The sequence below is a fragment of the Gimesia sp. genome, assembly GCF_048262075.1.
Taxonomy (GTDB): Bacteria; Planctomycetota; Planctomycetia; order Planctomycetales; family Planctomycetaceae; genus Gimesia.
The window spans coordinates 35,318-58,042 of sequence record NZ_JBLXFK010000016.1 but is presented as its reverse complement, the minus strand read 5'-3'; the positions used below and the strand labels follow the sequence as shown (position 1 = coordinate 58,042).

3 protein-coding genes are annotated in these 22,725 nt (G+C 49.2%); 1 reads left to right on the top strand and 2 read right to left on the bottom strand.

Annotated features, from left to right (window positions below; all coding sequences use genetic code 11):
* Positions 1-266 precede the first annotated feature (266 nt).
* Positions 267-17,480 carry a choice-of-anchor Q domain-containing protein gene (locus ACN0YH_RS23890; RefSeq protein WP_417382109.1) on the bottom strand — a complete coding sequence of 5,738 codons (17,214 nt, stop codon included), beginning with the start codon at positions 17,478-17,480 and terminating at the stop codon, positions 267-269.
* 837 nt (positions 17,481-18,317) lie between these two features.
* Here ACN0YH_RS23890 and ACN0YH_RS23885 point away from each other — a divergent pair.
* Positions 18,318-19,544, top strand: a complete 1,227-nt coding sequence (locus ACN0YH_RS23885; RefSeq protein WP_417382108.1) for a hypothetical protein — start codon at positions 18,318-18,320, stop codon at positions 19,542-19,544.
* An 83-nt stretch (positions 19,545-19,627) separates the two neighbouring features.
* Here the strand turns inward: ACN0YH_RS23885 and ACN0YH_RS23880 are convergent, their stop codons facing one another.
* Positions 19,628-22,690 (bottom strand): PVC-type heme-binding CxxCH protein, encoded by a 3,063-nt coding sequence (locus ACN0YH_RS23880; RefSeq protein ID WP_417382107.1) that lies wholly within the window; start codon positions 22,688-22,690, stop codon positions 19,628-19,630.
* Positions 22,691-22,725 lie beyond the last annotated feature (35 nt).

Genomic DNA, 22,725 nt, shown 5'->3' with positions numbered 1-22,725 from the left:
TCTGTCAAAAAGATTCATCCTGGGGACTATCCCTTCACCATATCTTACCGCCCGTCAGCGAGAGAGGAAAGAATCGAGTGCATATTAATACCTGCAAAAAAAAGACCCTCTGTAAATGAAATTCATCTACAGAGGGCCAATTTTAAGGCGCATCACATTTATCCATAGCGTCTCTCAAACTATTATACTCGGTCCAAATGGCCCTGGAGACGCTACAGTAAAACTGGATACAGTCTAATTCCATTCAGCACAATCGGAAACAGACTTTACAGCAGTGGTCCTTCCCAGTTGGTGAAGGCGTCATCCATCGCTTCCTGCTCTGCATCCAGGTCAACTTCCAGATCCCACTCCAGCTCATTTTCAGCATGAGCGAAGACCAGTTGACGATCATCGGTCTCAGAATCCATTAGCGAGTCTTCAAATTCGGATGAGGAATACAGGTCTTCAAACAGGCTTGTATCCAGTTCGAGTTCGTCACTCACCTGCTGCTCTGAGAGGACCGACGGCTGGTAGGCATCAAAGGTAACTGTCTGCTGAATTCCAGTATTCGAATCTTCTTCTTCAGTCGATTTGATTACTGCAGGAGCAACCAGGTTCATCGTAGACTGTTCGACAAATGTCTGGGCAGCTTCCTGACTTTGAATCAGGACAGGTTCCGCGACATCAGTTGTGGGTACATTATTTGTCCCAAAGACAGGAGCCGCTGCACCACTGCCAGATCCTGACTGGGCACTGGCATAAGACTCCAGCAACATCTGCACATCCACATCGGAAATCAACTTGCGGATACCGGGATCGAGTGTATCGCTCATCAGATCATCTGCGTATGCAGGATCATCAACATGATATCCCGCTGCATCCAGCATCACAGTAAAGTCAGAACCGACAAATACCAGATCGCTACCATTCTCTTCAAGCAGACTTGCGAAACCACTGTAGTAAGGGGTGAAACCCAGTACGTGTCCGATTTCGTGTAACAATACCGTATACAGGTCATAGGCACTTCCTGAAGGAAGATCGGTCACATCCACGTGCCAACCCAATCCATTGGCGTCGTTATCAATCACGACCCGACCGCCGACTGGAATACCATCGACGCTGTATTCCGTAGTCAGTCCTGACCCCAGTTGAGCAGTTCCAAAGTCGCGTACGACAACTTGCACTTCCAGGTTATCAACGTCCAAAGCAGTTTCCCAGGTATCGATGGCTGCCTCGATCACCTGATCAATGCTGTCGTCCCCACTGGCAATTTCCAGTTGACTACCCACCCATTTCTGACCGAAGTTTGCCGGGAAGTTGACGGGAGTATTACCGCTTTTCTTCTTGCCGTAATTACCAACCAGAGAAATCAGGTCGCGATGATCAACTTTACCACTCTTATCAAAGTCCAGAGCAGTGGCATAAGGTGAAGTTGCGTTGAATACATTCTGGTTATAAGCAGATGTGAAGAAGATCAGGTCACGATAATCAATCTTATCATTGTCATCGATGTCGTAGATCACCGGATACAGGTCCGTCTCAGGCAATGCTCCCACATTCACAGTAACTTCGCCCACTCCGCCGATATCAATCTGGGTATTCTGAATATCAAGTCCCAGTTGCAGTGGCTCAATCGTCAGGTCTGTAGGATCAACCTCGACCTGATCACCTGCGAGAGACTCGAATTTAATGCGAGCCAACAGGGCATAACCAGACCCACCGACATTCGAAACAAGCGTACTGCCCCCCAGGTTTCGAACAACGCCCGCTGCATCATCGATCACAGCCGTTCTGTTAAAGGCAAAACTGGAACCAAATTCAATCGAAGTCGCGGAAAAGTACGCTGTGTTGTAGGCAATATCGGTCAGGACATCGCTGATGCCGAATCCGGTGGCAGTATCGACCCAGACTTCGACCCAGAAGGAATCCCATTCCTGTAACCAGTCTTCATTCCCGGGCAACGCTGCTGTGTGACCATTGCTGGCAACAACCGTTTTCTGCTTGACAACGGAAAGCTGGATATTGGTATTCTCATCGGCAAGGGAAGCATCCCCGCCTGTTCCATACAGAGGACCACTTGAATCCGGTAGGGCCACTTGAACTTCCACAGCCCCGATATCTACAGCTTCTGTACCACCCTCAATACCCTTCATAGGGCGATGATCGCCCCTCTGGTCAACATCAGGTGCATTAAATACTGGATCAGTTACTGGATCAGTATCTTTACCGGCATCAAGCGCCGGGCTGCCAGCTAGCAATGTATGTGTTTTGGTCGGGCCGCCATTATCCAGCAGTCCCCCCAGCTTCGGATCAATTGGTGCGCCCAGAGTACCAATAATATTTCCATACAGTTCATCCGTCAGCCCGGTTGCAGCGCCGATATCACCAATCAGGTTATTAAAGCTGGTTGTGGTATCATAAGCACCGCCCAGATCGGGATTCCCGAGGAAGCCGCTGTTTTCGGCGACGATGGTGTTACTCAACGAGACGAAGGCACTGGTATTCTCTACGGAATCATTAGAGATTCCCCCACCAGTCTGGTCTGCATTGTTTAGAGTCAAAGTATTGTTCAGCAGAGTCAAACGACCCGTATTAAAGATCGCACCACCACGAGTTCCCGCATGGTTCGCAGAGAAGGTGACATTGGTAGAAGTAACAATGCCTTCGTTAAAGATAGCCCCACCACGGCTTCCCGCGTCATTCAGAACGAACAGAGACTGTGAAACATCAAAAGTCGCACTACTGCCTACATACACGGCTCCTGCACGTCCACCCGAAGTATTCTCAGAGAAGGTGGTACGCCCGACAGTTGCTGTATCAGCGAACTGGTAGAGGGCTCCCCCCTGAGAGTCGGCATGGTTATTCAGGAACTGTGCATCGGTAATATCAAGCTGCCCGTTACTGACGATCGCCCCCCCCAGGAAGTCAGCATGATTATCCTGGAAGATGATCTGATTCAGAACCGTATCTCCTTGAGCCAGAATCGCACCACCGTTGTCTGCATCACCGTTTATCAACTGCATGTTAGACAGGTTCAGTGTAACGCCAGAATCAGTATGGAAAATACGATCGAGACCGTTTGCGTCAATGGTCGTCAAGCCGGAACCAGCACCGATAATGGTCAGATCATTCTCTATATCAAAGTCACCAGTCGCATTATTATTTTCATTGATTCCTGTAAGAAACATATCATACACACCTACATCCAGGATGATCGTATGGTAGCTCCCAATGCCATTATTGATAATTTGAATTGCTTCTCGGAGAGAAAGATCAGCCCGGTCGAAACCCGCATCCTGGTCACCGGCATCTAGTTCATCATCAAAAGTGGTCACAAACAGTGCCTGCCCCGCATCGATAATGGTACCCACACCTGTATTATCGCTGATACCAATCGGATCTGTAGAGGTGGCTTCCATGGCTGAAGAGATGATAACCGTAAAGTACTCAGGATCCAGTTCCACATCAGTATCACTGAGAATATCAATTTCGATGGTAGTCGAAGTCTCATCTCCATTTATAGTCCCGCTAAGCATAGTTGCTGCGGTATAATCAGATCCTGCTATTGCAGTTCCATCATTTGTCGTATAGTTAAAAATCACTCCTCCAGTTGGAGCAGGGTGTGACAATGTGACTGTGAATATCATTTTCGCGGGACCAGCACCATCAGGTTCCACCATGGTTACATCATTGATTGATAACTGGGCAGTGTCATCATTCAAGATTGTTCCTGTTGCGGTTGCACCTGATACATCAACGCTCGCATCGACAAGAGTATTCACGATTGTCGCAGTAACATCGAAGTCTTCATTGCCTTCAATATCGGCATCGCCATTCACGACAACGGTTACAGTTTGAGTCAGGGGACCTCCCGCTTCAAAGGTAACTCGCTGGACCAAGCCGTTTATGGCGTCGTAGTCAGCTAAGTCGTCGGCATCAGCTGACCCCAGCACTGTTGCCACATCCAGCACCAGATCCTCGGTAATGGGACGCGATAACGTGACGACAAAATCGAAGTTGGTAGTTTCGCCCTGATTCCCTTCATTTAGTGTAAGGGATGCAATAGTAATCGTAGCTTCGTCATTCTGTATGGTTCCCACAGCCTGCTGACCACCAATCGATGCTCCGACGGCATTTAACAGATTTACAAAGAACGTTTCATGATCTTCTTCTGTGATATCCCCCTTCACAACCACTTCAATAATCTGAGTGGTCTCACCTGGCGCGAACGTCACGCTGCCTGTTGTGAATACATAATCGTCACCTGCCGTCGCAGTCCCGTTGGTTGTTTTATAATCAACGGTAACTTCATCAATACTTGTGTTGGATAAAGATACAAGAAATTTAAACACGGTATCGCCATCTGTTTCGAGCTGGCTGACATCAGAAATACTGATGGTCGGCGTGACGATTTCGAAGGCACCAATGTCGCTGGTCGTATCGGTAGGTCGCGTGGCACCTCGTTGGTCTATGGAGATGCCATCGGTATTGTCACCGGCATCAATCGCCCGGCTGCCTGCGAGTAACGCATGTGTCTCAGTCGGGCCACCATTATCCTGAAGTTCGCCGAGGGCAGGGTCGATGCGTTGAGCATTCGTTCCCACAATATCACCGTTGAAACCATCAATGAATCCTGTAGCGGAATCACTGGTTCCAATCAGGTTATACCCCAGGGAAGTGAACGTCCCTGCCAGGTCGTATCCACTGACAAACGAATTATTACCGGCCACGATTGTATTTGTGATGCTCACACTGGCAGTATCAGCGACAGAATAAATACCCCCGCCTGTCCCTTCAGTAAAGTTATCGTAAATCGTGGTATTATTGATCGTCAGATCACCGGTATTATGAATGGCTCCCCCTTCTTTCCCGGCTTCGTTTCCTGAGAAAGTAACGTTAGAGATATCGATAGTGTCTTCATTCAATAAGCCACCGCCACGGGTACCGGCGAAGTTATTCGAAATGGTACTGTTGGAAATCGCCACGTTACCGGCGGTCACCGTTGGAGGAGGCTGGCCACCAACCGTAATTGTATACTGTCCCAGGCTCCCGTAATCTGAGTAACCCGTTCCCAACACGTCGCCTTCCCCCGTCCCTTCGATGGACACGAAGTAAGTGCCTGCTGCCAGTCCGATGAATGAGGCATTCAGCGCGCCAGTTGGATTGCTCGTTTGAATCTGAGTGCCGCTGGAATCGTACAATATGGCAAGAATGTCGAGGTTGGGGCTCTCGAAGAAGGGATCGATGATGACATCACCACCAGTGGTTGTGAACTGGAAAAAGTCCATATCTGTGTTTCGCTCGACGATTCCGGAAGCCGTGCCGTCGATGAGATTTGACGCAGTGCCAATGCTGCTCCCGTGATCATCGGCTCGATAACTGAAACCGTTCTGGGTTGTGATGATATTCAGATCGTCTTCGCTGTTGTTGGCGTCGGTGTACTCACCCTGACTCCACTGGACCAGATCCTGGGAATAACCAACCCCCATGATCGGAGCCCAACCCGTTGGACCGCTGCCATGACCGCCGTAGTATTCCTCGGATGACGTACCATCATGGACTAACCCCAGTGTGTGTCCTACTTCGTGACTGGCTGCTTCGGCAACACCAATCAGACTTGTGTTAAATACGTAGGTTGGTGTGTCGAGGTTGTCAGAGAACGAACCAACATACGCTACACCCCCAGCAGTGCTGAACCAGGTATTTTCACCAACGACAACACGTATGCCCCAACGTGTATCTGAGGCATCAGTCCGCATCAGATCGCTGACTGGTGGCTCCGCGGTTGTTACATTGACATTAAACGGAGCAAAGTCCTCAACAACCCGCAGCCAGGTGCGCTGAATCACTTCGATTTCAGCAAGGCTGAATGAACTGACGTCGCCATCGGTATCATAAGCAGGTGTAACAATGTTACCGAAGGAAGTATTCCACTGTGTGCCCGTTGTTGTGTGGCCATTGAAATCGAGATAAATTGTGTGGTTCGCCCCGGGCAGAGAACTCAGGTTGAACGTGTCAATAACTGGAAACGGAGGAACCTCGCTCAAGATGGCAGCTTCTGTATCACCATTATCGTATTGAGGCAGAGAGTGAGATTCATACCCGGATTCATAGACCGGATAATCGTAATCATAGTCCGATCCTGTTACCACATACTCACTTGAGGCGGCAGGCACATTTACTCCGCCCCCCCCTTCACCATTCCCCACAGCCGCTTCATCCGAAACGAAGACACCACCACCGGCCACCGTTGCAGTATTGCCGTCGATTGTCGTGTCGTTGACTACCAGGGTTCCCCCTGTCGAGTTGAAGATACCACCACCATTTTCCGCATCGTTGCCGGAAATGGTACTCAGATCGACGGTTGCCGTTCCAGAATCGCTGTTGAAGATGGCTCCCCCGTCGGCAATCGCGGTATTGCCGGAGAAGAGGCTGTCTGTCATGGTGACAATCCCATTATTAAACAGGGCACCACCACGGTTGGCGAGACTGTTCTCAATTGTCACATCTTCCAATGTCAGGTTACCAAAGTTCAGAATCGCACCACCGTCATCCACACCTGTGACACTTCCATTGATCAGCGTCACGCCGCGAATGGAAACATTGATGTCGGTAAAGATATGGAAGATACGGTCCAGTAAGTTGGCGTCAATGAAGGTTCGATCCGAACCGGCACCGATAATAGTCAGGTCGTCGGTAATGTCCAGGTCACCTGACAGGGCACCGTTTTCACCAAGACCGAACAGAGACAGTATATAATCGCCGGCTCCCAGTAGAATGGTATCAGCACCAAGATGGGCATTGGCTTCCATAATCGCTGCACGCAACGTGCTGCGGCCATTGGAGTCGACACTGACTCCATCACCGGGTACTGCATCGACTGAGTCTTGGAAACTGGTGACAATGTAACCAGATTCGAATGCCCCGATATCGACGACCAGTGATCCATTTCCGTCACCATCGAACAGGCGGGCAAATCCACGTTGATCGTCTGTCGGTGCATAGAAGTTATTACCGGCGTCTCGGGCCTCACTCCCTCCCAGCAGTTCGTGAGTGAATGTGGCACCGCCATTATCCTGTAAGGCGCCCAGTCCCGCACTGACACCGATCTTGTCGTTAAAATCGACAACACTGAAGCCAGTTGAACTTCCCTCATTGCCGATCAGGTTATTTCCTCGAGAAATGAATGCCCCCGAGAGATCACTATCTGTATCTGTAGTCGCTGTATTACCGGCGATGATTGTATTAACGACTCGGACAAACCCATCCTCATTGAAGATACCACCACCGGTTTCAGCGTCGTTGTCGGTGATGGTCGTGTTGGTGATTTCCAGCGTGCCATCTTGACTGTTGTAAATACCGGCACCACTGTCAGCTTCGTTCCCTGAAATGGTTGCATTCACAATGTTCGCAAAAACCAGCGAGTTATTGAATAAGCCGCCGCCATCATTGGAGGCCACGTTATTGGAAACGGTGCTGTCAACCAGGTTCAGTTCAGCAATGTCATCGTTAAAAATACCGGCTCCATCCAGAGCAATATTTCCATCAACGGTTGTTCGGTGTACGGTCACCGTGCCTTCTGCGGTATTGAAGATACCACCGCCGTTCGCGCTGGCGGTATTATTCAACAGGTCGGAAAGATCCAGGTTAATGGTTCCCAGTTCCGCGTTATAGATGGCACCACCGGAAACAGCTTCGTTGTTAATGAAGGTTGTGTTGATGAGATCGACAGCCCCTTCTTCCTGTTCGTTAAACAGGCCACCACCGTCCCCTTCGGCTACACTGTCTCGCACAATGGTCCCGTTTAACGACAGGCTGACACCGAAGTTGGCAATCGCCCCCCCATCGCGGTTCGCTGTATTATCGTCAAACATACCACCAGTGATCGTGACCTGACCTGCAGAGGCGTTATACAAACCACCGCCGTCAAAAGCAGCCGTATTCGTCAGGATGGAGACTTGATTCAGTGTGACCACACCCTCATCGTTATAGATACCTCCACCATCCTGGGTGGCAGTATTTCCAGAGACAGTAGTCCGGGCAATCGTCAGCGAAGCAGCTTCTTCATTGAAGATCCCCCCCCCCTGGTCAGCAGTGTTGTTATTCACTTTACTGTCAGCGATGGTCACGCTCGCCAGGTCATTGTTGTAGATACCACCACCGTCTTCTGTGGAAGTATTACCGGAAATCGAGCTTCGCAGAATATCAACAGTCGCCTGCAGGTCGTTGAAGAGACCACCACCATCGCTGGAAGCGGTATTGCCTGAGATTTCAGAATCCACAATCGTGATGACAGACTGATCGTTGTTGAAGATACCACCGCCGTCGACGGCACTGTTATTGGTAACATCGCTGTTGGTCAGAGTCAGGGTTCCCTGCAGACCAAGCTGGCCATTCAGAATACCACCACCATTAACGACAGCGGTAATGTCGTCTACATCAACTTCGGCGGCATTGCCGTCTACCAGTGAATTGATCAGCGTCAGAGTCCCCACGTTGCGGATACCACCACCGCTGTCGCCAATGACTTTACCACCGGTAATCATGACTCCCTGCAGGGTGAGGTCAGCACCAGAGAAGATATCAAAGACACGGTCACGTTCGTCCGTGAGTCCGGCTGCATTGATAATGGTCTGCCCGCTTCCCGCACCAAGAATCGTCAGGCTGCCGGTGGTATCGGTAATATCCAGGTCACCGGTCGCAGATGTGTTTTCGGCTGATCCGACTAATGTCAGATCATAGATCCCTGCTCCCAGAATGATCACAGAGTCACCAGCCAGAGCATTAGCTTCCATGATGGCCGCACGTAAGGTGACATTGCCATCTTCATCAGCGGCAATGCCATCACCGGGATCATCATCAACGGTATCCAGGAGACTGTTCACAAAGAATGCACCAAATTCAACAGCCCCGATATCGACGTTCTTGCCCAGGATACGGGTGGATCCCCGTTGTTCCAGAGCATCCGTATTGGCATTGATTCCGGCATCAATGGCGCTGCTCCCCAGGAGCAAAGCGTGAGTCAGAGTCGGTCCACCGTTGTCGGCCAGATTGGCATCCAGCACTGTTGTGGAGTCGAGGACACCCACAATATCACTAGCTCCAAAACCGGTTGCCGAGCCGACCAGCCCTGTGAGGTTGCCGCCCAGACTGGTAAAGCTACCATCCAGTTCTGGATTCGTTGTGGTTGAAGTGTTTCCCAGAATCAGGTTATTCTGAATTTCGGTAGTTCCACTGTTGGCGATCGCCCCCCCGGTTGTCCCGGCGTCGTTCAATGTCAGCGTATTATTGATGGCACTGAGAGTTGCTGTATTGCGGATCGCTCCACCACTTCGATCGGCAGAGTTCCCCGAGAAGGTTGAGTTCGAAACAGTTACCGTTCCGATTCCCGCATTAAACAACGCACCACCATCACGCTCCGTGGTATTTCCGCTGATTGTGCTGCGGGAAATCTGCAGGGTTCCGGTGTTTCGCAAGCCACCACCGCTACCGACGGCGGTATTATCTGAAATCGTACTGTCAACGATGATCATCAGCCCGGTGTTGTTGATACCGCCGGCACTGTCTTCTGAAGAGTTTCCTGTCACTGTCACATTCGTCAAGGTGGTCGTACCACTATTGCGGATACCGGCACCATCGTCGCTGCCTGTCAGTTTACCATTTTGAATGGTCAGGTTTTCCAGATTCAAAGTGACACCGGCAAAGATCTGGAAGATACGATCCAGTTCTGCACCATCGATGATGGTGACACCCACACCCTGACCACGAATAGTCAGGTTGTCGCGAATATCCAGGTCGCCGGAAGCAGACTGATCTTCGTCGATGCCGTCAATACCTAAAGTATAAGTCCCCGCAGCCAGTACAATGGTATTCGAACCAGCCAGAGCGTTCGCTTCCTGAATAGCGGCACGTAACGTGACAGTTCCATCAGTCCCATCACCGATAATCCCATCACCGGCAGTATCGTCGACACGGTCAACATTAGTGGGGTCGATGCCTGTTAAATCGATAGTAGAACTTTTGACCCAGGCTCGGGAAGCATTGCTCAGCAATGGATTACCGCCACCTGTAATGTCTGACCCTTCCGCGACCAGTGTCAACTCATATGCACCAGTTGCCTGGGTAACCTGCGTTAAATCAAGAGTATATTCTGAGGAAAGTCCGGTGGTAATATCTGGGTCGACTGGTGTCAGGGTGACGCCGGCAGCAGCCAGGTCGATTACCTGTCCATTGAGCGTCAGTCGGAAATCATTGAGAGTCACTTCATCCACATCAATTGGGGTGGATCCATCACCAAAGTTGATCGAGACAAGACCGGCATCGGTCAGAATCTCATCCGGAATCTCTTGAATCGTAGCCTGCAGCACAGGCTCACCAATCCGCCAAGTGTAAGTGGCACCTGCAGTAAAGGCATTTCCAGCTTCATCCACAATTGTCCCGGTCTCACCAAGCAGCCTTAATGTGTACTGACCTTCCGGAGCTGCAGGATTGGAAAGTTCAGCAGGAATCACAAGGCTCAAGTCAAGGAAATACGATGCCCCTGAACCGGTCAGTGATATAAGGGGAACTTTAATAGTCTCAGGAGAGCCGCTGCCATTATCAAACTCTAATTCGAAGTTTGTCAAATATTCCACGCTGGTATCAATATAGGAATCGTCGACGTTCATCACCGGTTCAGAAAAATCGATCGAGAAATTAGTCCCCGTACTCCCCGTGGGTGACACATCCTCAATCCCGGCGGTGGGAGCAGTGAAATCGGTACCTTTACTCCATTTCACATCAGACGAACTGACAGCCGCATTGCCTGCGGTATCGGTGACGCCGGAGCCTACTCCCACAAAGACCAGTTGATATTCGCCGTTTGGAGCCGTGTAGTCAGAATTGATATTAACTGTATAAACGCTTGCCGACCCTGTAGTAGTGACACTGGTAATGGTGGGGACTGATTCTATCGTGTCGGTGATATCCACACCACCTCGGAATAATCTGAAATCATCAGCATCAACGCCCGTAACATCACCATCAAAAGTGATTTCCACTGACGTTGCAATTGCATCATCGGGCACCGAATCAAAGTCACCCGTGGGGGCCTGGGTATCATTCACCCAGGTGACACTGGCAATACTGTCTGTCGGAGTCAAGGCGTTCCCAGCTGAATCGATAATAAACGATGAAGCGGCAGTATTGATCGTCAGAGTATATGGACCCGACAGGCTGGTCACTTTGTTGAGATCCAATACAAACTGGCTGCCTGTGACCTGTGTCAAAGTTGCTGGTGTCGCAGCCAGATTGACGGAACCATTGGGACCATCCAGGGTAAAGTCACCCAGGTCAACGCCGGTCACATCTTCCGAGAAGTTGACAATCAACTCACCCACAGCCGCACTGCGCGGATCGGGAGAGACATTGTCAATCTCAACAGTAGGTCGAGCCATATCGATGGTAAACCGCTCGACATCTCCAAACATCAGGAAGTTACTGGCAGTGGAGAATGGAGAGAGATACTTGGCATCCGAGATGCTACCATTATTGATCAAGTGCAGCTCATATTCGCCACTATCTGAATAATCGTCCAGGATCTCGTCGATATTTAAACTGAAGGTACGGGCATCAATGCGAGTTAAAACAGCATCACTTAAGTCAGGAATATCTATATTGTTCCTGAACAATTGAAAATCGCCAAGATCGATATCAACGACATCTTCGGTAAACGAAATGATGAAATCACCCACACTGGAAGTATTCGTCGGGTCTGGAGCAGCCACGGAAATATCAGCCGTCAGGAAGGTACCGACGAATGGTGTCACGAAGGTAGAGTTCGGGTTTGGAACCCATGTATCCCAGTCAAAATTGAGCTCACCGAAAATTGTTCCCGGTCGATTGGCTTCGTCGACGAAGGAATCACCAGCCTGAAAACCGTTGCCCACTCCATCAAATCCCTGGGCAATCCGGAAGGTACTGACCCCCATCCCTGGATAGAGAAATGCGAAGTTATTGTTATTAGACCATGTTCCGCTTCCTGCAGCTACATTGCCAATCACAGCCCCATCGGTACTGTTCAGGGTAAAGTTAAAGGCATCAATCACAGTGATATAAAAAACACCATTGGCAGGGCTTAGATTATCTTCTCTATTAAGGTTATCACCCAGAGGAAAGAGTTCATCCGATTCTAACCCCGTAATCTCCACAACAGATCCGGAACTCAGACCATGCTCGGTTGTCGTCGTAATCTGAATCGGTCCACCGGGACTCGCCAGGAAGGCATCAGCTATTGATCCTACTGCGGTCGGTGCTGCATTCGGACCACCCGAAGGTTGTAAACCAGTACGCGAAGCAACACGTTGTGCATTACGCCGACGCGTCGCAGACGTGAATGGACCATCAGGATTTGTACCCGTTTTATCATCGGTGCGAGATTTAAAATCTCCTTCAGAGTTATCGTAAAAAGCTCCCACATTCGTGACATCCAGACCATTACCAGTGTTCCCTTCAAACACCAGATTCAGTCTGGCTAGTGGGTCTCCTTCATAACCTGGCAAAACCCGAAAGGCGGGATTGGCAGTCGGAGCCACCCAGACATCGGTGGTGGAATTGGGATCTACGGTAGAAGCAAATGACTCGATATAAACATCTTCCCCATAGTTTCCTTGAAACACATTATTGGTAACAGAGACGTTTGACCGTCCATTGCCTCCAAAATGAGATTCATCCCCCGTCCCCGCAGCGAACCCGGGAGATTGATCATACCATTGAGTTCGCTCTCCAAACATCGTACCAATTCGCATAACCAGACCGGTTGAAGAGAATCCACTGCCATCACCATTATCCTGTATCAGGTTTGTGTTAAGCTGCAACAACATGTCAGCATGTGAAGTTTCAACAGCCCCTGTTGCATCCAGTGCATCCGTACTGTCTGCATCCTGATCCTGCCCGCGCGATGCGGTGGTCACAACATAAAAGCCTTCCAGAGCACTCGATACAATCCGGTTAGCCCCCAACTCTGTGCCATCACCGAAAATCAGGTCCGAATTGGCTTGTTCTTCGGTCTGAATATCTACACCGCGGCCACCATTGTTATCAATAAAGTTGCCAATGGCCGTCACGCTGGTCAGATTGTCTCCACCGATGATCACTGAGGAATTAAAACTGTATTCATTATGTGCAATAAAATTGGCCGCCAGAATTTCCAGCCCATCGGCAGTATTTAGGGAAATGACATTATTCCGAATAAAACTGGTCTGGCCATTAGAGTTGATGTCAATCCCTTTGCCATTATTTTTGGAAATCAGGTTATTATCGATCGACGAATTCAACCCTTCCCCGAGAAGCTCCACACCACCAGTCGCATTTGAAAGAATCGCATTATTGGCGATTTTTACATTCCCCTCAATACGATCACGGTGTGCTGCAATTTGTACCCCGTCACGACCGTTCAACTCAATCAGGTTTCCTCGATCCAGACCTGTTGCTGGATCAACTCCATCCAGACCGATAAATAACATATTCCGATTACCAATTCGTCCAGATATTCTGACCCCGTGATGGGCATTTTCGCTGATGTCATTCTGAATCCAGGTACCAGAAATATCGCGACGGTCTGTCTGAAAATAACTTGTGGTCCGAGTCGTCGCTTCAATACCGTTATTGAAATTATTCGTAATTTGATTATTGATAATATCTACGTAAATAGTCGCATCTGCTTCAGCATGCAAACTGACCCCATCCTCGACATTGCTGACGATTACATTCTCTTTAAGCTCAAAGTCAGTCGTCGTGATATTTCCATTCTGAGCCAGGATATCAACACCACTTCTGTTTCCGGAAATCAAGTTGCTGTAAATCATTACAGCACGATCTTCACCAACAATTGGATTGATATCTTCCGCACCAACGCGAGCATCATCTTCCCGATGGAAGTTCACTCCGTCACCGGTATTATTTGTAATGACGTTGCTGGAGATCTGAGTACGATCAATAATCGTGGATTCTTCAATGTGAATCCCGATTCCATTCCCCGCGTTTCCCTGACCAGTTGCGTTCACAGAATTCGTGCCAAGGTAGTTACCGGCAATCGTCAGGTCTCGCAACTGAGTAAATGCTTCGAATTCAACATCGGTTCCATACAGGTGAACGTAAATCGCATCCCCCGTATACTCATTTAACGCGATACCGTCATCTACGGTGTTTGTAATTGTATTCCCAAGAATACTTACATCACCGGTTGCTGTGTCTTCCATATTGACAGCAATTGCGGCTCCCCGGTTACTGTCCATCTGATTTGACTCGACAGACAGGCTGAAGTCGATGCTCTTCAGTGTTGTCGGATCTGCAGCAACCAGGTTAATCCCTATAGTGTCATTGGAACTGATTGTATTACCCGTAATATCCCCGTAGAACGAAGTATACATTGCCAGATCAATTTCAATTCCGGCACCTGTGTTACCAGTAATCGTGTTACCACTGATCCCTCTGAGGGAACCACCAACAGTGGTTGTTTTGACAACCATGGCGAGAGGATTACTGGAAACGTCTGCCAGCGAGTTATTCACGATCTGCAACTGAGAGGCATTTGCTCCCGCGAGATGACCGGTAAATTCAATTTCGAAACCGGAGAACTCCAACCCCTGATTGGTGGGGTCTTCGCCATAAATGACTTCCCGAACGAAGACATCATTTCCTGTCAGGGCAGGAATAGAACCATCTGTCAATGCCGTCCAGATATCATGTGCGGTTGCATTATGGGCAATTGAGCCAGTTGAATGACCATTATATTCAAGTGTGTAATCACCAGAGTCTGGAATTCCATTAATCACGATTTCCTGGACTTCGTTGAGGCTGGTTCCTTCTGAGATCGCAACTACATGTGGTACGGTGGGGTCGAGATTATCGGAATTCACATCTAGAAGCCCTGGTAAACCGTTCGGATCAGCCAATGCACGATACTGGCCTGTGAATTCTACTTGAAATTGACCTGAGGCCATTGAACCGGTAACAATGACATCGCCCGGATCAAAAGCTGCTAACCCTTCCAATGCATTCTGAACCTCTGCTGCTGTTGCATCGAAGTTTATATCGCCTGTAGTTTCAGATCCGTTTGCAGTTGTATTTACAGTTATTGTGTAAAATCCACCCTGAGCCGGGATGTCAAAGGTGATCGTCTGCACCTCATTTCGGCCGAAACCTTCAATATCAGTATCTTCTTCAAGGTCAACCAGAAGTGGAGACGTTGTCTCAATCAGATCGACATTTTCTTTGTCGTGTGCACCAATAAATGTAACGACAAAGCCAGATGCAAAATCCCCTGAGACATTAAAGTCGTCGTCGGTTGTATTTCCATCTAAAAAATTCAGGGCTGCTTCAAGACGAGAACTGAATTCCACAGGATCTTCGCTCAGATAGACGCGTACACCAGAATCATCAAAGAAAAGATCAACATAATAGGGATTCGTATTATCATTGGGGAGCGGCGTGCCTGATAAATTTGTTATAAACCCAGTTGTGCCATCCAGATCAAATGGGTTTACCCTGAAGCTCTCCAATGAATTCGAATTGCCATCTCGGTACCGAAACTGGAGCCGTTGTTGTTCATCAACTGCGGATGTTCCAGTACGAATTGTTGTAACAAGTACGCTATAATTTAACCCCGAGTCATCGATTGTAATCTGTGGTACGTTCGTCCCACGTAGCGCCCGAGTGGAATCAAAAGTGACTTCAAACCGGCTTTCAGTATCATTGTAGACGACGCTGGCCAAGAGAGGATCAAACGTTGGTAGTTGTAATTCCGCATTTGCCATTAAGTTAATCGCATTCGCGATCTCAGTAGCAGCGTCAGCAGCCGAAACGGGATTACTCAAATCAGTCAAAAGATCGTAGGATAGATCTATTGAAAACCCATACAGAGAGACAGAAAAGTAGCCATACGTGGGTATATCAAGAGGATCTGTCAGATACAGAAATTGTACTTCTGAGGTATTTGCATTGGTTTGGGTCTCCTCAACAGTAGCAGGAGCAATCAGCAAGCCAGTGGGATCGACAGTGAGCAGACTCATGTTCCGGCCAGCCAGGTCGTTCACGAATTCAATTTCGTAACCATCGGTGACATTCCCATTCACAAGAATATCATCGACATCTATATCAATTTCTTCTCCCCCGCCTAGGACAGGTGTCGCATGCAGCAAAGCGGTTTTGACTTGTGCCGCTGTCGCCACATGAGAAATATCAGCGGTCACAAACTGAACGCCGCGGCTGTCTGTGTAAGTAAGTGTGAATGTTCCATCATCTGCGATTCCTGCGAAGGAAATCAGTTGGACTTCATTGCGCGGGGCAGCGAAATCAATTTTGTCCGTGGAACCGGGAACCCCAGCGTAAGCGGGCACACCCGGAGCCGCGTCCGTTGGAACCGGATTGGTGGTTGAAGGAGTGAAGTAGATTCCATGGCCGGTGTTGTTGGAGATAACGTTATCTGAAATATCACCGCTCAGGTCGCCGTCTGTCTGATCGAAGACAATCCCGTGCCCGCTGTTTGAGCTGATCGAGTTGCCGGTAATCGAGACAAACTGATCGACATTATTCAGATTGAGGCTGACACCAGCACCGGCGGTATTCCCGGTGATGACATTCGAATGAATGTATAACTCGGTCAGCAAGGCAGCACCATCCGCGGCGGTATCATCAACGTTGATGCTCACCCCTTCAATGCTGTTGTTATTGGTCAACCGCAGCTCTTCTGCAATTGAATCCACAATGTTGACGCTCACACCGTCATTACCTGAAGTGCCGGCAATCGTGTTATCGGCCAGTGTTGTATGCAGGAGAGTAGACCCATCGGCAACGTCAATGGAAACACCATCAATGTTAGAACGTCTGATCGAAGTTTCTTCGAGGAACGTATTACTCATCGCCACGGTGACACCAGCGCCGGACTGCCCGGACAATGTCGAGTCAATGATATTGAATTCATTGATGATAATATCTGTCAGATCAATGTTGAATGCATTTCCCACTGCGCCGGTGATAGTGGAACTATCCACGGCGATCGAGATGGAATCAGCGGTCAGACCATCCAGGTCAATGTCAATTCCGCTTCCGGCAGCAGCGTTGACAGTGACATTATCAAACAGAATGGAGAACGGAACATTGTCTGTAAGTTCATCATTCTGGAAGTCTAATCCACTTAAATCGATCGAAATACCAGCTCCCGATGTGGAATTGACGGTCAGGTCTTCGAAGATGATCGAGTCGTAATTGGAATAGCCATCGGCATCCGGGTCCAGCACGGAGTTGTTGATCGTCACTCCCAGACCAGCGGTCAGCTGATTGATGATAAGCGACGTCAGAAGAGTTCGATCTTCGAGCTGCTCAATCGCGACACGGCGTTGAACCTTCTGGCGGGCGGAAGAAGGAACACTTCGAAGCTGAAGTCTGCGACGAGGATTTAAAGTTGCCTTACGGCTTTTTTCGAACGCAACTCGCATCGACTCAACCCAAGATGTCAGTAACATCTGCTGTCTCCCATAAACTCTAATTTGCCATGGCATTTTACTGAAATATGAGCAGGTAATCACATCCCACTTCTCATATTTTCAGAACAAATTCAAACGCCATTCTGTTGTATTGTTAGTTGTCAATTTACTGATTCAGCTCAATGAATTCTGCCGACAGCTCACATGTCACGGATCATTAGAACACCTACGCAACACGTAAAACCTGTCTATTTACAGAACTCCAGCCTTTGATGCTAAAAACTACTCTGAACCGATGTCAAAGAAATTTGTGCAAAATAGGTAATTTATAACTGGTGTATTCCGCTTATAACAATCATGCCAGCGGTTTGAGGATACCAATCTCAGCAAGTGATGGCCTGGAGCAGGTACACCTCAAACGCAGAAACGTTCCCCCACGCAACTCGAAATTCTCACATAAGTGACGAATGGCAATCTAAAAGCTAACGAGGATTCACTTCCTCAGTGCCGCATTTCTAAATATTTTTATTATCCATAAGAACAATGATATAATACACTTGCGACTACTCTCACCCCGTAGGACGTAGAAAACAAGCTGATTTTCACAGCGAAAAGACCTATACAATCGCATCATTTATTCCGAAAAATCGTACTGTTTTTTCAAGATGTAACGTTTTTAATGGTCTTCGTGGCAGAACCAAGCCGATCAATTATGACAGCGGGTTGTCTACACATGCCCGGTTGCTGCTGTACTTACGAACAAGAAAACTCTGAGAGCACAATTTGTGTTTTGTCGGAGAGGTTAGTTTTAATTAGCATCTTTCGGTCGGCCGAATCATTCAGATTCTGCAGGTACTGAAATGGAGAGATTGAGCTATGAGAACGAACGGATTCGTTGGCTTGATGATTGCGGGAATCTGCTGTTTTTCGACGCAGGTACTTTATTCTCAGTCAGATTTCCCAGTCGAACCTTCAAATGAATCTGAAGGGGTCTTCAGAATATCAAATACGTCCGACTATGCAGGGCCAGCAGTCGACGCCGTCTCCTTCGCGCCGTCCTCTCCGCGAACTTCTGATTTATCCCCGATCGCCATGCCGGAAGGGGGGCAGTATGCCTCAACCGAGTATTACGGCGACGGAGGTGAATACTACGGTCCCTTCGAAGAATACCCCCAAGGTGACTGGATTGATGATCCGTACCTTGAGGACGCGACCTATGAACGCCTGGGAATCGTCGCCGGTGCCGCTGCAGTCTTTGTAAAACCGGGATTCGATACTGACACAGCATTTCTGACGGAAGATCAGTCAGGAGCAGGCACCGTCACCACTTCAAATGACTTCCCCTACAACTATCAGTCTGCTCCCCGTATTAACCTGGGAGTTATTGACAACGAAGGGCTCAGTGCCCAGGTTCGCTGGTTCCAGTTTGAAGATGATTCTTCCAACGGTGCCATCGCCCCGAGCAACTTCGTATTCTTTAATGGCCTGCCTACCAAAACCGCTATTGGTGGTCTTCGTGCGGGCGGCCAATTAGGGGATTCCATCCAGACTTCCAGTAATATCAAACTCTATACGATTGATCTTGATTTGAGTCAGGAATTGAATTTTGAACGCTGGCAGACGACATTCGGCGGTGGTTACCGTCACGCATCTGTAAGCCAGCAATACAGTGCTGTCGGAACCGCCAGCGGTGCTCCAGTCTCCTCCAATGCAGGACATCGTTTCGACGGAAACGGTATCGTCGTCTTTGGTGAAGCACGCCGTCCGTTAGGACTGTTTGACCGCCGCTCCAAAGGAACTTCCAGCCTGTCATTCATTACCAGTGCAAAATATGCAGCACTCTGGGGTAATTCAAAATACGCTGCAGAAGACCTGACACCCGGTCCCGTAACTGCCACAGCTCAAACCACTTCAAAGAAATCACTGAATATCACAGAAGTTCAAGTCGGTATGCAGGCTGACTTTGTCCTGCAGACCGGAGCCCTGGTCTGGGTAAGAGCTGCCTGGGACGGAATGTGGTGGAGTGGTGCCGGTTCCGCTGCCAGCGAATCGGGTGACCTGAGCCTGCTCGGTGGATCGATCACATTGGGAATGGACTGGTAACCCGCTCTCAAAGATAATACTCAACAAAAACAGCCCTGGTAGAGAACTCTGCCAGGGCTGTTTTTTTATTTCAGGCCGGAACCTTACTTTTCCGGAGGTGCCTTCAGGGTCTTGATAAATACCAGCAGATCAGCCATCTGCTGAGGATTGATCTCTTTCTCCAGGCCATTGGGCATCAGGGAAACACCATTGGAGAGCAGTGTATCAATGTTGTTCCGCAGGATGATATCTTCCTTGCCTTCGGCTCTGCGAATTGTGTAGCTGGTCGCTGTTTCTGCAGCAATAATTCCTGTGTACAATTTCCCCTGCTCAGTAACGATCGTGTAGGCGTTATAATTCGACTGTGCCTCACGACTCGGATCCAGAATCGCAATCAACAGGTCATTGTCAGACTTGTTTTTGGTGGTCGCCAGATTAGGACCGACATTATGCCCCTGATCCCCAACCTTATGGCAGGCAGCACAATTCTTCATGTAGACTTTCTTACCACTGACTGCATCCCCCTTGAGCTCCAGAGAGGCTTCATAACTGCGAACAATTCTGGCCCGGTCGCTGTTGACTTCACCACCGACCACCTTCTGTGCCCGTTTGCGAATCCCCTTATCGGGATGATTCATCAGCAGATCTTTTTTGTCTCGTGAAAGCTCATTCAGTTTGACTTGTTTGCCCTGGATTGCCTTCAGCAGACTGTCAATGCGTGAGGATGATCCCAGCAGTGCATCAACAACATCTGCGCGTACAGCAGGGCTGAATGCAGACCAGTTCTCTAAAAGCGCATCGCTTACATCCGGATGATCCATCCGCGATAACGCTTCCACAGCCGCCAGCTGAATTTCAGGTGAAGAACGGGGATTTAACACTTCAGCCAATACCTCCCCGGAGACACTAAAGTCAAAGAATCCCAGCAGTCGAATCGCGGCCACCCTGTCGGCAACCGGTTTTTCCTCTTCAGCAACCATGGCAATCGCATCGGCAATTGTTTGATCAAAGCGCTGCTTGACAGCGGGATCCAGATTCGGATCTTTCAACAGCGTCGCCAGTGAGGCACCGCGACGCCCCAGGCCTTCGCCTAAAGCCCCCAGAACCAGTTGCTTTTCCGTCAGGGAAACAGCATTATCGGAGACAAATTCCAGCACGGTTAAAGCATCTGACGTATCTTTTTTCGCTCCTGAAATCCGTAACAGTTCAATCACCAACGAACGCTTGCTGCCTGACAGCTTGCCTTTCGCAGCCTTTAAAAAATTCACAGCCAGTGGCCCCGAGATCTGAGCGGAAGATGTGAGCACGGCCACCTGCATATCGCCATCGTAATGGGTTGAATCAACCAGTTTGGTTAAGCCGGTAATCGCAGCCTGATTGTCAAATTCACCCAGCGAGAACGCCAGTTGCAACTGAACGCGATACTCGGGATCAGAAGTCAACGCCAGTACCGCTGTTGACAGTTCAGGACTGTCCTGCGCCTGTTTTTCAGCCAGACGAATCGCCTGTTCGCGAATCCCTGGTTTGGGGTCTTTGAGTGCTTTCAACAACAGATCTGCACTCAAAGCATTTAAACCATCGAGGGTCCATAGAGCATGCAGGCGTGCCAGTGGCTGTTGAGAATTTTCAAACAGTTTGACCAGATATGGAATGGCAGCCTGATCCTGTCGTTCCCAGATCAAACGCTGTGCTGTTTCCCTGTTCCAGGCGTTGGGAGATTCCAGCTGTAGAACCAGTTGCTCGACTGGCATCGTCCCCAGTTTCTGTACAGGAAATTGAGTTCCCTGCGGATGTACCAGGCGATAAATACGTCCCCGATCATGCCCACTTTCCAGGTCCAGATGGCGTTTGATATCTTCGGGAATCGAAAAGGGATGCTCAATGGTTTCACGATACATGTCGAGCACCCAGAGCGTCCCATCAGGGGCATTCACAAAATTCACAGGACGAAACCAGTTATCCTGGGATGTGATAAATTCGGTCTGCTCATCCGCGCGGGTTGCCACATAGGTGGCTCCGTTTTCATCCATCGTCTTCCGGTGAATCAGGTTTCCTCCCACATCACCAATAAACGCGTTCCCCTGATACTCTTGCGGATAAGCGCTACCGCGATAAATTGTCACACCGGTAGCTGAAGTAAAGAAACCTGTGGCGACCAGTTCCGTGGGGGAAAGTCGTTTACGAAAATTGGGATCAGCTGCCCGTCGCGCCGTACGAACGACACGGTACGGTTCGGGTGGACTTTTCCGGTATACAGGAGCGGCTGCCCCTTTCCGCGCTGCGGTTCGTAAGACTCCAGGAACCGCGAGATATTCATTTCGCTTCAGATAATGACTGGGATAGACGACGTGTTGAATATGGTTGCTGTTACTGCAGACAAACCGATTGCCCCAGTCATCCATGGAATGTCCGAACTGAGAACCACCAGAAACGGGCTCCAGCTCTCTGGTTTTCGGGTTCAGTTTCAGATCGCGACGACCGGCAGGGATGACTTCTTTGCCGTCCTTGAGAATCGAACCACCATTGGTACCACCGGCGAAATAAATGTGGTTATCCAGGCTCCATTTCAGATTATTCGCCAGCCCCTGCACATTATTCGTTTTTAACCCCGTAAAGACGGTCTCACGGATATCCGCTTTGTGATCACCATCGGTGTCTTTGAAGTAATAGATATGAGGAGGGGCAATGACATAGACGCCGCCATCATAACAACAGACGGAAGTCGGCCAGGTAATCGTGTCGGCAAAGACAAAGCTCTGATCCATTTTTCCATCGCCGGTGGTATCCTTTAACAGGCGAATCACCCCCGCTTCTTTTCTCACTGGCCGGTCCAAGTAATCAGGAACCTGATCCGGCAGATAAGGATACCCTCGCATTTCCGCCACAAACAACTGACCGTTTTCATCAAAACAGGCATCCACGGGATCCATCACATCCGGCTCAGAGGCGACCAGTTCCAGCTCAAATCCCCGCTGAAGTTCGAATCCTTTCAGACTGTCTTTCGGCGACGTCGCGGGAATGCGTTTGAGTCGTTTGGCCAAATCCCCTTCGTCAGGCAATGGCTTCTGGGCAGTGGCCTGAGAAAAATAACCGCCGCTAACCAGTAACGTGAGTGATAAACAACCAGTGGCCAGACAGAATAGACTTCTTTTGGAAACCGAACGCATATAATCCGACTTTCTCTTTCAGCAAAGGCATGAAT

Bases quoted from the DNA above. Each gene is read 5' to 3' on its own strand.
- ACN0YH_RS23890 (WP_417382109.1), bottom strand. From the start codon at position 17,480: ATGTTACTGACATCTTGGGTTGAGTCGATGCGAGTTGCGTTCGAAAAA.
- ACN0YH_RS23885 (WP_417382108.1), top strand. From the start codon at position 18,318: ATGAGAACGAACGGATTCGTTGGCTTGATGATTGCGGGAATCTGCTGT.
- ACN0YH_RS23880 (WP_417382107.1), bottom strand. From the start codon at position 22,690: ATGCGTTCGGTTTCCAAAAGAAGTCTATTCTGTCTGGCCACTGGTTGT.